This window comes from Serratia sp. JKS000199 (assembly GCF_900215455.1).
Taxonomy (GTDB): Bacteria; Pseudomonadota; Gammaproteobacteria; order Enterobacterales; family Enterobacteriaceae; genus Serratia; species Serratia ureilytica.
On record NZ_LT907843.1, the window covers coordinates 599,509 to 612,876 of the forward strand.

Annotated in this window: 11 protein-coding genes; 3 read left to right on the forward strand and 8 right to left on the reverse strand. The window is 61.2% G+C overall.

The features are described from left to right. Positions 1 to 9 precede the first annotated feature (9 nt). From zitB to CPH57_RS02965, 3 genes are read right to left on the reverse strand one after another with little or no spacing between them, the layout of a single operon-like run. Positions 10 to 972: a CDF family zinc transporter ZitB gene (zitB, locus tag CPH57_RS02955; RefSeq protein WP_033652340.1), complete on the reverse strand. Its 963-nt coding sequence runs from the start codon at positions 970 to 972 to the stop codon at positions 10 to 12. Further along, positions 972 to 4,172 carry a transporter substrate-binding domain-containing protein gene (locus CPH57_RS02960; RefSeq protein ID WP_089194394.1) on the reverse strand — a complete coding sequence of 1,067 codons (3,201 nt, stop codon included), beginning with the start codon at positions 4,170 to 4,172 and terminating at the stop codon, positions 972 to 974. The genes zitB and CPH57_RS02960 overlap by 1 nt, the downstream gene beginning before the upstream one ends. Next, the gene (locus tag CPH57_RS02965; protein WP_033642206.1) at positions 4,169 to 4,774 is read right to left on the reverse strand and encodes a response regulator transcription factor; all 606 of its coding nucleotides are present in this window, start codon (positions 4,772 to 4,774) and stop codon (positions 4,169 to 4,171) included. Before CPH57_RS02965 ends, CPH57_RS02960 begins: the two co-directional genes overlap by 4 nt. Positions 4,775 to 4,986: 212 nt before the next feature. Between CPH57_RS02965 and aroG the strand changes: the two genes are divergently transcribed. The 3 genes from aroG (at position 4,987) to CPH57_RS02980 (ending at position 8,534) form a co-directional block, all read left to right on the forward strand. Then, entirely contained in the window at positions 4,987 to 6,039 is a 1,053-nt protein-coding gene (aroG, locus tag CPH57_RS02970; RefSeq protein ID WP_025301893.1) for a 3-deoxy-7-phosphoheptulonate synthase AroG, read from the forward strand. Positions 6,040 to 6,298: 259 nt separating this feature from the next. Then, positions 6,299 to 7,489: a YjgN family protein gene (locus tag CPH57_RS02975; RefSeq protein ID WP_033642207.1), complete on the forward strand. Its 1,191-nt coding sequence runs from the start codon at positions 6,299 to 6,301 to the stop codon at positions 7,487 to 7,489. A 7-nt stretch (positions 7,490 to 7,496) separates the two neighbouring features. Continuing rightward, complete coding sequence (locus CPH57_RS02980; RefSeq protein WP_089196733.1) at positions 7,497 to 8,534, forward strand: M48 family metallopeptidase; 1,038 nt, start codon at positions 7,497 to 7,499, stop codon at positions 8,532 to 8,534. A gap of 46 nt (positions 8,535 to 8,580) precedes the next feature. On the opposite strand, the gene gpmA is transcribed toward CPH57_RS02980, so the two are convergent. The 5 genes from gpmA to galT all read right to left on the reverse strand — a co-directional run bounded on the left by gpmA (position 8,581) and on the right by galT (position 13,332). Beyond that, positions 8,581 to 9,333: a 2,3-diphosphoglycerate-dependent phosphoglycerate mutase gene (gene gpmA, locus CPH57_RS02985; protein WP_016928714.1), complete on the reverse strand. Its 753-nt coding sequence runs from the start codon at positions 9,331 to 9,333 to the stop codon at positions 8,581 to 8,583. Positions 9,334 to 9,549: 216 nt separating this feature from the next. Then, entirely contained in the window at positions 9,550 to 9,897 is a 348-nt protein-coding gene (locus CPH57_RS02990; RefSeq protein WP_033642211.1) for a PsiF family protein, read from the reverse strand. 197 nt (positions 9,898 to 10,094) lie between these two features. Then, positions 10,095 to 11,138, reverse strand: coding sequence for a galactose-1-epimerase (gene galM, locus CPH57_RS02995; RefSeq protein ID WP_046686586.1), 1,044 nt, complete (start codon positions 11,136 to 11,138; stop codon positions 10,095 to 10,097). Next, on the reverse strand, positions 11,132 to 12,283 hold the full coding sequence (gene galK / locus CPH57_RS03000; protein WP_096242015.1) for a galactokinase: 1,152 nt from the start codon (positions 12,281 to 12,283) through the stop codon (positions 11,132 to 11,134). The genes galM and galK overlap by 7 nt, the downstream gene beginning before the upstream one ends. Further along, complete coding sequence (gene galT, locus CPH57_RS03005; RefSeq protein ID WP_096242016.1) at positions 12,280 to 13,332, reverse strand: galactose-1-phosphate uridylyltransferase; 1,053 nt, start codon at positions 13,330 to 13,332, stop codon at positions 12,280 to 12,282. Before galT ends, galK begins: the two co-directional genes overlap by 4 nt. Between the last annotated feature and the right edge of the window lie 36 nt (positions 13,333 to 13,368).

The following is a 13,368-nucleotide window of genomic DNA, read 5'->3' on the forward strand; positions in this document are numbered from 1 at the left end:
CCTCCTGGCTTAGTGGCGATGCCCCAGGTGCGAATGCGCTTCGGCATGTGAGTGTTCACTCGGCTCCGGCGCCCGATTGATACCGCAGTCCGGCGTCTCGCAGTGCCGGTACTCCATCTGAATGGTCACGTGGCCGATCTTGTAGTGTTGCAATAGATAAGCCTGGATGCGTTGCAACAGCCCATCGTGGTCATGTGGCGGGATCACCTGCGCATGCAGCGTCATCAGCTTCTGTTCGCCGATCTGCCAGACGTGTACGTGGTGGATATTGCGCACTTCCGGGATGTTCAGGCACAGGTCTTTTTGCAGCTTGGCGATATCGACCTCCTGCGGCGTGCCTTCCAGCAGCTCGTGGAAGCTCTCCTTCAGCAGCCGCCAGGCGCTGCGCAGCACCAGACAGGAGACCAGTACCGACAGGATCGGGTCAATCGGCGTCCAGCCGGTGGCGAGAATAACGATGGCCGCGACGATAGCGCCCACCGAGCCGAGCAGGTCGCCCAGCACATGCAGCGCGGCGGCGCGCACGTTGATATTTTTCTCTTCGCTGCCGCGATGCAGCAGCCAGAAGGCGAACAGGTTCGCCAGCAGCCCCGCTATGGCGATGATCAGCATCGGGGTACCCATCACCGGCTGCGGTTCGAAGAAACGCCGTATCGCCTCCCACAGGATGAATACCACGATCACCAGCAGCGCCGCGGCGTTGAGGAAGGCCGCCAGCGTGGTCAGGCGCAGGTAGCCGAAGGTGTGGCGCGCGTTGGGTTTGCGCTGGGAGAAGTGCACCGCCATCAGCGCCACCAGCAGCGCGGCGGCGTCGGTCAACATATGGCCGGCGTCGGCCAACAGTGCCAGCGAGCCGGACAACAGGCCGCCGACCACCTCGGCCACCATAAAGACGGCGGTGACTAAAAAAGCGGTCAGTAGGCGTTTACTATTACTGTCTTTCGGCAGGTGTACGTGTGGAGTGTCCGACATTATTCATCCTTATGCATAGCGAAAGAGGGGGCGGCGGCGAGCAGAGCGTCCAGCTCCGGTTCTATCTGCGCCACTAACGCCTTTAATTTAGTATAAGCGGCGGCGGCAAGCTCGCCCCGACGTGCGGTATCCACCAGCTGTTGGCATAGCTGTGCGGCTTCCGGCAACTGCAGCATCAGCAGGCTGCCCTTGATGCGGTGTGCCGCCTGCTCCAGGCGAGGCCAGTCGTTCGCGGCGACGGCGTCCGCGAGCCGCTGCCGGTCTTGCCGCAGCGTATCGCCGAGCGTCTGCGCCAGCCGCTGCAGCATGGCGCGATCGCCGCCCGCCATTTCGGCCAGCGTTTGCCGTAGGTCAGTAAGGACTGACTTTTCTTCCTGAGCCTGCGGTTGCTGAGCCAATACCTGGCCGATCGCCGTCAGCGAAATCGGCTTGGTCAGGAAGTGATCGATCGCCACCAGCCCCGGCGGGATGCGGGTAAACTCCTGCACGTCCGCCGAACAGAGCACGATGCGGCAAGGCGGGCGCTGCAGCCGCTGTTCGTCGCGCCGGATCAGCCTGGCCAGCGTCAGGCCGTCCGGGCGCGGCATGTTATAGTCGATAAACAGCAGGTCAAACGGCTGCCGTCGCTGGGCCTTCAGCAGCGCATAGCCTTGTTCGAAGCGGGCGGGTTGCTGCCCGAAGTGGCGCAGTTGGCGTTCCAGCAGCAACAAATTGGTGGGATGATCGTCGATCAGCGCGGTACGCAAGGCGGAAGACGGCAGAGCGAAGGTGTGCTCCTCCTGGGCGTCAGCCGGCGCGTCGCCGCTCAGCTCGACCGGTATCACTACCTCGACGCGGGTGCCGACGCCCGGCTGCGAGTGCAGCTCTATGCGGCCGCCCATCTGTTCGACGATTTCTTTGCAGATAGACAGGCCCAAACCGGTACCTTGCACCGAGATGCGTTGCGCGCCGCGCGCGCGGTAAAACGGTTGAAACAGCTTGCCCACCTCATCGGCGGCGATGCCGCAGCCGCTGTCGTTCACCGTCAGATGCAATTCCCCCTGCCGCTCATCCTGCGCGCGCCAGCCGACTTCGACCTGAATGGCGCCGCGCGGCGTGAACTTTATCGCGTTGTTTATCAAGTTGTTAGCCACCTGAAGTAAACGCTCACCATCAATGACCACCGCCTCCGGCAGCGCCGGATCTGCCGCCACTTTCAACGTCAACGGCCGTTCGCCGATAAGCGGCCGGTAAAGGGCGTCAATACGCGCGACCCAGGGGCGCAGCGCCACCGGTTTTGGCGCCAACGTCAACGACCCGGTTTCCAGTCGGGCGTGATCCTGCAGGTCGTTGAGCAGGTTGAGCAGCGATGAGGCCGAACTGTAAATCACCGGCAGGCCTTCCGGCGCCGGTTGGCGTTTGAGCTCCAGTTCCAGCAGGCCGAGGATGGCGTGCATCGGCGTGCGCAGTTCATGGCTGACGGTGGCGAGGAATTTGCTCTTCATGCGGTTTTCCGCTTCGGCGCGGCGGCGCGCCTGCTCGAGCTCCTCGCGTTCGCGTTTTTCACGGCGCTGCAGCATGAAACGGCGCAGCGTCAGCGCCAACAGCAACACGGTGGCGGCGGCCAACAGCGCCAGCAGCCAGGTGGTCTGCGGCGGCATGCGGTTGTCGTTCACCGCGTCGATAAGGTTGCTGCGGTCGACGATCCACTCGTCGCGCAGCGATTGCAGGGTATCCGCCGGGATCTGCATCAGGTTCTTATCGAGGATCGCCAGCAGCAGCGGCTGATCGCGGCGTACGCCGAACGCTACCGGATAGGGGATGTTGTTGGCGGCGAAGGCCAGTTTGATGGCGCCGGAATAGCGCGACAGCGCCAAAAAGTTGGCGGAAATGACGTTATCCACCAGCGCATCCAACTGGCCGTTGGCCAGCGCGTCGTACATCGACTTGCTGTCGGCGAAGCTGACGGTCTGTTCCTGTTCCGGCACCAGCCCCTGCGCCAAATCGCCCTGCAGCACGCCGATGCGCTTGCCGGCCAGATCGCTCCAGGTCGAGACGCCGTTGGCATACTGGCCGACGTAAACGCCCCACAGCGAACGGTGGATCGGCATGCTGGCGCCATAGCGCGCCTTGACGCCGCGCGCCAGCGGCAGGGCGGCGCGGAAGCTGGCCTGGCCGGATTGCACCAGCTGATCGGCCTGCTCGGCGTTGCGCGCCCACAGCGGCGCGAAACGCAGCCCGGTGTTTTGCGCGATGATGTTGAGAATATCGATGGCGTAGCCGCGCGGCTGGCCGTCGGAACCGCGGTAGGCGAACGGGAAGTTGTTCTCGATGGCGGCGTAGTAAACCACGCGGTGGCTCGCCACCCAATTCTTCTCCATCGTCGTCAGATCGGCATTGCCGGTATCGAGGTAGCTGGGGATCTTTTTGCTCCAGCGGCTCTGCAGGGCATTCATCAGTTCCATCGGCGCGTCGGCGATGGCGGTGTCCAGTGTGTCTATCAGGCGCGGATCGGCGGCGGCGAACACGAAGGACAGGTTGCCCAGGTTCTCGTTGCTTTCAATTTGATAGAGCTGGCCGAGCTGCAGCTGGTCGATGATAAAGCTGGCGCTGGCCTCGTCGGCGATAAAGTAGTCGCTGCTGCCGTTGAGCAGCGAATAGACCGCCTGCAGGTTGTTGTCGTAGCGCTGGATCTGCGACGCCACCGCCTGCAGGGCGCCGCCGGACTGCATGTCGGTCAGCGCGCCGATCGCGACGCGGGCGTTGGCGGAATTGAGCATCACCGGCCTATCGTTGCTGCGATCGCGCAATACGCGCAGGTTGCTGATGTAGTAAGGCTGGGAGATCTCCAGCCCGTGCAGCGCTTCGCTCTGCGGGATGCCGTACAGCAGGTCGACCTTGCCGTCGTGCAGCGCCTGTTCCAGCTGGGTCAGATCGGCGAAGCCGTAAATGGCGAAGCGGATGCCGGTCACCTGCTGGATATAGCCGAGGTAGTCGGCGTTCAGCCCATACAGATCGTCGTCCACGATGATGTTGTACGGGCTGGTGTTCTCACTGATGATACCGACGCGCAGCGTGCGATCGCGCCAGGGATTTTTCTCGCCGACGATCAGCATATTCTCGGGGGTATTCAGGTTGCTGACCAGCTGATAGCGCACCGGCTCCGCCGCCTGCGCCAGGCCGCACCACAGGATCAGCAGCAGCAGGGCGCGGCGCATCATGGCGCCAGCTCTTTAAACACCGCCACCAGTTCCAGCAGGTTGCCGGCGCCGGTTTTGCGCTGGATGTTTTTTTTGTGCGTGCTGACAGTCTTGTTGCTGATGTGCAGCCGGTCGGCGATCTGCAGGTTGGACAGCCCCTGGCTCAGCAAGCCCAGCACCTCGAGCTCCTTAGGGGTGAGCAGCCCGCCGTCCGCCGTCGGCGCCTCTTCGGCCAGCGCGGCGGCGGGGAAGCTGATTTCACCGTCCAGCACCTGTTCGATCGCCTGCACCAACTCCGCCAGCGAGCTGCCTTTATTGACGAAACCGTCGGCGCCGGCGGCATGCGCCATGCGCGCATAGACATCGGCTTCCTGCGCGGTATAGATCAGGATCTTTTGTTGCGGATAGCGGCGGCGGATTTTTTTCAACAGCTGCAGCCCGTCGACCTGCGGCAGGCCGATATCCAGGATCACCAGGCCGAAAGCGGCCTCGGCCAGCAGGGCCAGCGCCTGTACGTCATCCTGCGCCGCCTGCAGGCGGTAGGGGCGGGATGATTTCATTAGCGCCGCTTCCAGTGCGACATGAACCACCGGGTGGTCATCAACTAATAGCAGAGAGGGCATGTTCAACTCGGGTCACTTTATATTCTGATCGCTAGCATAGCGAAAAAGGAGGCTCTGCGCTCGCCAGATGAAACAGCACAATCTGCTGTTAATTTGGCGGTTCCAGCGGCGGGGGGCAAAGGTGATTTACAGCGCCATTCTCACAGGCTAGATTGTTGGGATCTACACCGTTACGCACTGCGAAATACCCCACGATACCGAATGGAAAAGCTATGAATTACCAAAACGACGATTTACGCATTAATGATATTAAGGAACTCCTGCCGCCGGTGGCTTTGCTGGAGAAATTCCCGGCCACTGAACGCGCGGCAAAGACGGTGTCCCAGGCCCGCAGCGCAATTCACAATATCCTCCGCGGCAGCGACGATCGCCTGCTGGTGGTGATTGGCCCTTGCTCCATCCATGATACCCAAGCCGCCAAAGAGTACGCGGGGCGCCTGCTGGCGCTGCGTGAAGAACTGAGCGGCGAGCTGGAAGTGGTGATGCGCGTGTACTTCGAAAAACCGCGCACCACCGTGGGCTGGAAAGGCCTGATCAACGATCCGCAAATGGACAACAGCTTCAACATCAACGACGGCCTGCGCCTGGCGCGCAAGCTGCTGGTGGAGATCAACGACAGCGGGTTGCCGGCCGCCGGCGAATTCCTCGACATGATCACGCCGCAGTACCTGGCGGATTTGATGAGCTGGGGCGCCATCGGCGCGCGCACCACGGAATCGCAGGTGCACCGTGAACTGGCCTCTGGTCTCTCGTGCCCGGTCGGCTTCAAGAACGGCACCGACGGCACCATCAAGGTGGCGATCGACGCCATCAACGCCGCCGGCGCGCCGCACTGCTTCCTGTCGGTGACCAAATGGGGCCACTCGGCGATCGTTAACACCAGCGGCAACGGTGACTGCCACATTATCCTGCGCGGCGGCAAAGAGCCAAACTACAGCGCGGCGCATGTGAAGGACGTCAAAGCTGGTCTGAGCAAAGCGGGGCTGCCGGCGCAGGTGATGATCGACTTCAGCCATGCCAACAGCAGCAAACAGTTCAAAAAACAGATGGACGTGAGCGCCGATGTTTGCGGGCAAATTGGCGGCGGTGAAAAAGCGATTATCGGTGTAATGATCGAAAGCCACCTGGTGGAAGGCAACCAGAGCCTCGAAAGCGGCGAGCCGCTGGTTTACGGCAAGAGCGTCACCGACGGCTGCATCGGCTGGCAGGATACCGAAACCGTGCTGCGCGATCTGGCGGCGGCGGTGAAAGCGCGCCGCGGTTAATCGCGTAAAGAGGGGCTCGCCAGCGGGCCCTTTTTCTATTTACCTTAAAATTTTATATCTCCTGTCAATTTAAGGCCTACAGTCAATAGGCTTATTAAATCTTTAAGCGGCCGTATTCGCATTATTCCTATTTAATAAAAGAATAATTGTCACCGCTCTCGGCATTGTGCTTATATAAGACGCTTTTTTATTCCATAAACCCCGCAGGCCTAATAAGTGGGGAGTGGTATGACCTTATTCCTTTCAGGATGAAAGAATTATGACAAACAATACCTCGCAGCCGCTGGGGCTGCACCGGATTAAATTCCATGGGAAAGGTGGTGAGTACTTCGCTATTTGGTTAGTCAACGCGTTATTGACCGCTCTGACCCTGGGCATCTATTCCGCCTGGGCGACGGTGCGTCGTCGTCGCTATTTTTACGGCAACACGGAATTGGACGGCGATCGTTTCGATTATCATGCGCAGCCGCTGCAAATTCTGAAAGGACGGCTGTTGGTGATCGGCGGCATCATCGTATTTTATTTCCTGCTGGCGGTGACGCCATTGCTGGGGCTGTTGGCGCTGCTGGTATTGCTTGCCCTGTTGCCGTGGATCGTTATCCGCAGCTGGCGCTACAATGCGATTATGTCGAGCTATCGCGGCGTGCGCTTTAATTATGTCTGCCGCACCGGGCGCGCCTATTGGGCTTTGCTATTCTGCCCGTTATTGCTGATTATCGGACTGTATGTCGGTCTGATCGTCTTGCTCGGCATTGGCAGCGGTCTTGGCAGCATCAACGCCATCGCATTTATGCTGGTGCTGACGCTGATTTTGGCCGTGCCGGCATTTGCGGCGGTAAACGGCATTATTAGCGCACTGCAGCATGATTTGTACGTTAATAACCTGTTTTTCGGGAACACGCCGTTTATTGCCGAACTGAAGAAATCGGCCTTTATCAAATTTGCCTTGATCGGCCTGCTCATATTCCTGCCGTTCATGTTGGTCGCGCTGGTGTGCATCGGTTCGTTCTTCTTTACCCTCTATCAGATGGTATTGATGGGCATGTTGACCAACGAAGCCATCGATGTGCTGGTGCTGGACAATATCAGCAGCCTTCTGCTGATGATGGTGGTGCTGCTGATCGGCGCCCTGGTGGCCAGCAGCTACCAGGTTGTCGCCCAACGCAACTACCTGTTTAACCAGGCAAGGCTGAACGGCGACATCAAGCTGCATTCCTCAATGAAAACGCTGCCGTACATGGGATTGTTGATCACCAATACCCTGATTACCCTGTTCTCGCTCGGTTTGGCGGCGCCGGTGGCGGAAGTGCGTCATGCCCGTTATCTGGCGGCGTGCACTGCGGTTGAAGGCGATCTGGCGCTGCTGGACATTACGGCGCATCAGGAAACCGCCAACAGCGCGGTGGCCGAAGAAGCGGTGCAGGCGCTGGATCTGGGCGGCAGCTTCTGAGGCGCCGATGATCCTTGAAGGCGCTTATCAGTTGCCGGGGCGGGCCGCACGTGAGGCGGCTCGTCTGCTGGTGAACGAAAGCGGCGAAGGCGTGACGTTGCAGCGGCAGGATGAACAGCGTTACATCCCGCTGACGGACATCACCGTTTCTGCCGCGCTGGGCAATATTCCGCTGACGCTTACCTTCAAGGGCGGCGGGCGTTTTGTGCCCGATGACGACGCGGCCTTTCGCCGCTGGTTCTATCAGCGCCGTTCGCCGGGTTGGGTGCATCGCCTGGAACGCCATAAACGCGGCGTCGCCCTGGCGCTGCTGATGACGCTGCTGGCGGTAGTGACTTACGTTTACGTGGTGCTGCCGTGGGCGAGCAGCGAGATCGCCATGCGCATCCCCACCTCGGTGGAACAGAAGCTGGGCGAACATACGCAGACGTTCTTGGAGCAGAGTGGCTTCGCGCCCTCGGCACTGCCGGCCGAACGGCAACGGGCGCTGCAGCAGCTGTTCCGGCAGGTGATGCCGGCCGACATGCGCCAAGAGCGCACGCCGCTCTCGCTGAAGTTGATGGCGGCGCCCGGCGCGCCGAACGCCTTTATGTTGCCGGACGGCACGCTGGTGCTCAGCGATAGCCTGGTCACCTTGTCGAAAAACGACGATGGCTTGGCGGCGGTGATGCTGCACGAAATGGGGCATCACGCTTATCGCCATCCGATGAGCATGTTGGTGCGCTCGTCACTGGTGGCATTGACGCTGATGTGGATGACGGGTGACGTCAGCGGCATCGGCGACACGTTGCTGCAGTCCGCATCCTTCGTAAATGAGATGCAGTTTTCTCGCGGGATGGAGCGTGAGGCGGATGCGTTTGCGATAGCGGAAATGCAGCGCCAGGGGCGTTCGCTGGCGGAAATGGCGGCGATCTACCGCGCGTTGGCGCAGGCGCCTGAACGAGAAAAGACCGATGACTGGGCGCTGCCTGCCTGGCTCAGCACTCATCCGGCGATGCAGGAACGGCTGGATGCGGTAAATGAGGCGATGGCGCAGCAGAAATAAAAAAGCCCCCGGTGAAAACCGGGGGCTTTTTCGTGAACCGGCGAAATTACTTCGCTTTACCCTGGTTCGCCACGGCCGCCGCTTTTGCAGCGATCTCATCGGCGTTACCCAGGTAGTAACGTTTGGTTGGCTTGAAGTTCTCGTCGAACTCATACACCAACGGCACGCCGGTTGGGATGTTCAGCTCGAGGATTTCGTCTTCGCTCAGGTTATCCAGGTATTTCACCAGCGCGCGCAGCGAGTTGCCGTGCGCCGCAACGATCACGCGTTCGCCGCTCTTGATGCGTGGCAGGATCTCTTCGTCCCAGTAAGGGATAACGCGATCGATGGTCAGCGCCAGGCTTTCGGTCAGCGGCAGCTCTTGCTCGCTCAGCGAGGCGTAGCGCGGATCGTGGCCAGGGTAACGTTCGTCTTCTTTGGTCAGCTCCGGCGGGGTCACCGCGAAGCCGCGACGCCATTGTTTCACTTGCTCGTCGCCGTATTTTTCAGCGGTTTCGGCTTTGTTCAGACCCTGCAGCGCGCCGTAGTGACGTTCGTTCAGCTTCCAGGATTTTTCGGTTGGCAACCAGGCCTGATCCAGCTCGTCGAGGATGTTCCACAGGGTGTGGATCGCGCGCTTCAGTACGGAGGTGTAAGCGAAGTCGAAAGTGAAACCTTCTTCTTTCAACAGCTTGCCTGCTGCTTTCGCTTCGGTGCGGCCCTTGTCGGACAGATCAACATCATACCAACCGGTGAAGCGGTTTTCTTGGTTCCACTGGCTTTCGCCGTGACGCACCAGAACCAGCTTAGTTACAGCCATAGCTTAACTCCTTAATAATCTGACATTTCAATGATAACGAAAATCATTATATTGCCGCGGGCCGGGGCTCGGCAATCGATAGTGTCTAACCATAGCCAATTTCTTGCCGCAAAGTAAGGGCTGGAGAAAGGAAAAAGCTGAATCGTTCAGGCTGGGGCGGAAGGGGGAGAAACGGCGCGTCGGAATCGCTTCGGACGCGCCGTGGCAGAGGGAAAATCAGGCCGATTTTTTCAGGCAGTTGCTCATGAAGGTTTTACGCGCGTCGCCCTTCAGATCCTTGGTTTTGGCGTCGGCGTTGCAGCTTTTCATCTTCTGCTGCTGCGGCGTCAGGGTTTTGCCCGTTGCAGCGGCGCCTTCGGATTTCAGACAGGTGCTCATAAAGGTGGAGCGGTCCGCGCCTTTCAGCGACTTGGTGGATGCCTGCTGGTTGCAATCGGTCATGCGTTTCTGTTGGGCCGCCTGCGCCGGCGAAGGCGTTTTCGTCGCCGTCGTCGCGTCGGCCGCCATCAGATTGGTGCTCAGCATTAAGCCCGCCAGCAATGGAAGTGCAGTAATCAGACGCATAGGTGTTCCTTCAGCTATTGATTGGCCGCCATCGGCCGAAAATGGTGACGTTGCACAAGGCGTTGTGCTTATCACGGTAGCCTGAGTGTAGTGCGCGTTTTGGAATAAGGGAAGGTGGGCGCCGGCGGGGGGATAGGGCTAAAAGGTAAGCATTTATAACAAATCGCCCCCGGCCTTACGGCGAGGGGCATGGCGGGTTAGATAGGATAAAACTGATAATGCGTGGCGCTGCGGTAGCGGCTCCCCGGCTGCAGCCAGCAATCCGGCTGCGGCCACTCGGGATGGTGCGGGCTGTCCGGCAAAAACTCGCTTTCCAGCGCCACGCCGGCATGGTTGGCATAGCTGCCGCCGTCGCGCGCCGGCGTGCCGGCCAGAAAATTGCCGCTGTAGAGTTGCAGCGCAGGTGCGTCGGTGAACACGCTCATTTGCACCTGCCCGTCGGCGGACCATAAATGGGCCGCCGGGCTTTCCAGCGCGCCGCAGATGCGGTGCAACAGAAAGGCGTGATCGTAGCCGTTGACCCGCTGTTGGTCGCGATCGCGCAGGAAATCCTGCAGCAGCGTTTTCGGTTGACGAAAATCCATACCGCTGCCGTCCACCGGCGTCAGCTCGGCGCAGGGAATGCCCTCGGCGTCGACGGGCAGATAGCGATCGGCGAACAGCTGCAGCCGTTGGGCGCGGGCGTCGGTGCCGGGGCCGTCCAGATTGAAATAGGCGTGGTTGGTCAGGTTGACCGGGCAGGGGCGATCGACCTGCGCCAGATAGCTGATTTCCAGACGATTATCGAGGGTCAGGCGGTAGCAAACCTGCACGTCGAGATTGCCGGGGAAGCCCTGATCGCCATCCGCTGAATGCAGCGCATAGCAGACCTGGTGCGCATCCTGCTGTACCCGGCGCCAGCGGCGGGCATGAAAACCGTCGGGGCCGCCGTGCAACTGGTGCGCGCCCTGATTGGCGAGCAGCGCATGGGATTTACCGTCGATAGGCAGGCTGGCATTGGCGATGCGGTTGGCGTAACGGCCAACGGTGGCGCCCAGATAGGCGCCCTGACGTTGATAGTCCGCCGGGCTGCGGCAGCCGAGCAGCAGCTCGCGTTTTTCGCCGGATGTGAGCGGCAATACCGCGGACAACCAGGTGGCGCCCCAGTCCATCAGGGTGACGGTCATGCCGCCGGCGTTTTGCAGCCGCGTCAGCTGGTAAGGCTGCCCATCGGGCGCCGCTTCCGTGCTCACCGTCAGCATGTGCCGGCCCCCTGCGAAGCCTGGCAGACGTAAAACGTTTCCCGCAATCCGCCGGTTTGCAGCGGATACTCGTGCGCCACGGCGGCGCGCACCGTTTCCACGAGGTCCTGCGGCATCAGCGCGACGATGCAGCCGCCAAAGCCGCCTCCGGTCATGCGCACGCCGCCGCGCGGGCCGAGGGTCGCTTTGACAATCTCGACCAACCGATCGATTGGCGGTACGGTGATTTCAAAGTCGTCACGCATCGAGGCGTGAGACTCCGCCATCAGCCGGCCCATGCGTTGCAGATTGCCGGCCGCCAGCGCATCGGCCGCCGCCAGCGTGCGGGCATTCTCGCTGATGACATGGCGCGCGCGTTTGGCCACCAACGGATCCAACTCATGTTGACGCGCTGCAAACTGTTCGGGGCTGACGTCGCGCAGCGCCTTGACGCCGAAGAAACGCGCCGCTTCTTCGCACTGTTTGCGGCGGGTGTTGTATTCGCTGTCCACCAGCCCGCGTTGCACATTGGAGTTGATGATCACCACCGCCACGTTGTCCGGCATCGGCACCGCGCGGGTCTCCAGCGAGCGGCAGTCGATCAGCAGAGCGCTGTCGCGCCGGCCGAGCGCGGAGATCAGCTGGTCCATGATGCCGCAGTTGCAACCGACGAATTGGTTCTCCGCCTCCTGGCCGTTCAGCGCCAGCGCCACGCCGTCCAGCGGCAGCTGATAGAGCGCCTGCAGCGCCTGGCCCACCGCCACTTCCAGCGCGGCGGAGGAGCTGAGCCCCGCGCCCTGCGGCACATTGCCGGCGATCACCAGATCCGCGCCGCCGAAATCGGCGTTACGGCGCTGAAGGTGCTTCACCACGCCGCGGACATAGTCGGACCAGCGCTGGTCGGGATGGCTGACGATCGGATCGTCGAGCGAGAATTGATCCTGCTGATTCTGATAATCGGCGGCCAGCACGCGGATCTGACGGTCGTCGCGCTTGGCGCAGGCGATAACGGTTTGGTAATCAATGGCGCAGGGCAGCACGAAGCCGTCATTGTAATCGGTATGCTCGCCGATCAGGTTCACCCGCCCCGGCGCCTGGATGGTCAACGCCGGCGCATAGCCGAAGTGTTCGGTAAACAGGGAATGGGTAAGCGGTTTCAGGCTCATGCTTGGGCTCCGGCTTCACGGTAATGAATATCGCTGACGGCGCGCAGACGCTCTGCGGCCTGTTCGGCGGTCAGGTCACGCTGGGTTTCCGCCAGCATCTCGTAACCGACCATAAATTTGCGCACGCTGGCTGAACGCAGCAGCGGCGGATAGAAATGGGCGTGCAGCTGCCAGTGCCGGTTGTCGGCGCCATTGAACGGCGCGCCGTGCCATCCCATCGAATAGGGGAACGAGCACTGGAACAGGTTGTCGTAGCGGCTGGTCAGCTTCTTCAGCGCCAGCGCCAGATCGCGGCTTTGCGCCGCGCTGAGATCGGTGATGCGCTGCACCGCCGTTTTCGGCAGCAGCAGCGTTTCAAACGGCCAGGCGGCCCAGTAGGGCACCACCGCCAGCCAGTGTTCGGTGTTCACCACGATGCGTTCGCCTGCGGCCAGCTCGCGCTGCGCATAGTCCAGCAGCAGCGGGGAGGCATGTTCCCGGAAATAGTCGTGTTGCAGGCGATCTTCGCGTTCGGCCTCGTTCGGCAGAAAACTGTTGGCCCAGACCTGCCCGTGCGGGTGCGGGTTGGAGCAGCCCATCGCCGCGCCTTTGTTTTCGAACAGTTGCACCCAGGGGTAGTGCTTGCCCAGCTCCTCGGTTTGCGCCTGCCAGGCGGTGACCACCTGCTCCAGCGCCGGCAGCGTCAGTTCGGGCAGGGTCTTGCTGTGATCGGGAGAGAAACAGATAACCCGGCTGACGCCGCGCGCGCTCTGGCTGCGCATCAGCGGATCGTGGCTGTCGGGCGCCGGCGGCGTATCGCTCATCAGCGCGGCGAAATCGTTGGTAAAGACATAGGTGCCGCGATATTCCGGATTGCGATCGCCGGTGACGCGCGCATTGCCCGGGCACAGGAAACAGTCGGGATCGTGCGCCGGCAGCGTTTCCGTGGGGACGGCCTCTTGTTGGCCCTGCCAGGGGCGCTTGGCGCGGTGCGGTGAGACCAGCACCCATTGGCCGCTCAGCGGGTTATAGCGGCGGTGTGGATGATCGATAGGGTTAAATGCCGTCATACGGTTCCTTTCTTGGCGTCGACGAGGTGTAATCGC

Excerpts from the sequence above, each read along its gene's own strand:
- zitB (WP_033652340.1), bottom strand. The coding sequence starts at position 972 with ATGTCGGACACTCCACACGTACACCTGCCGAAAGACAGTAATAGTAAA.
- CPH57_RS02960 (WP_089194394.1), bottom strand. The coding sequence starts at position 4,172 with ATGATGCGCCGCGCCCTGCTGCTGCTGATCCTGTGGTGCGGCCTGGCG.
- CPH57_RS02965 (WP_033642206.1), bottom strand. The coding sequence starts at position 4,774 with ATGCCCTCTCTGCTATTAGTTGATGACCACCCGGTGGTTCATGTCGCA.
- aroG (WP_025301893.1), top strand. The coding sequence starts at position 4,987 with ATGAATTACCAAAACGACGATTTACGCATTAATGATATTAAGGAACTC.
- CPH57_RS02975 (WP_033642207.1), top strand. The coding sequence starts at position 6,299 with ATGACAAACAATACCTCGCAGCCGCTGGGGCTGCACCGGATTAAATTC.
- CPH57_RS02980 (WP_089196733.1), top strand. The coding sequence starts at position 7,497 with ATGATCCTTGAAGGCGCTTATCAGTTGCCGGGGCGGGCCGCACGTGAG.
- gpmA (WP_016928714.1), bottom strand. The coding sequence starts at position 9,333 with ATGGCTGTAACTAAGCTGGTTCTGGTGCGTCACGGCGAAAGCCAGTGG.
- CPH57_RS02990 (WP_033642211.1), bottom strand. The coding sequence starts at position 9,897 with ATGCGTCTGATTACTGCACTTCCATTGCTGGCGGGCTTAATGCTGAGC.
- galM (WP_046686586.1), bottom strand. The coding sequence starts at position 11,138 with ATGCTGACGGTGAGCACGGAAGCGGCGCCCGATGGGCAGCCTTACCAG.
- galK (WP_096242015.1), bottom strand. The coding sequence starts at position 12,283 with ATGAGCCTGAAACCGCTTACCCATTCCCTGTTTACCGAACACTTCGGC.
- galT (WP_096242016.1), bottom strand. The coding sequence starts at position 13,332 with ATGACGGCATTTAACCCTATCGATCATCCACACCGCCGCTATAACCCG.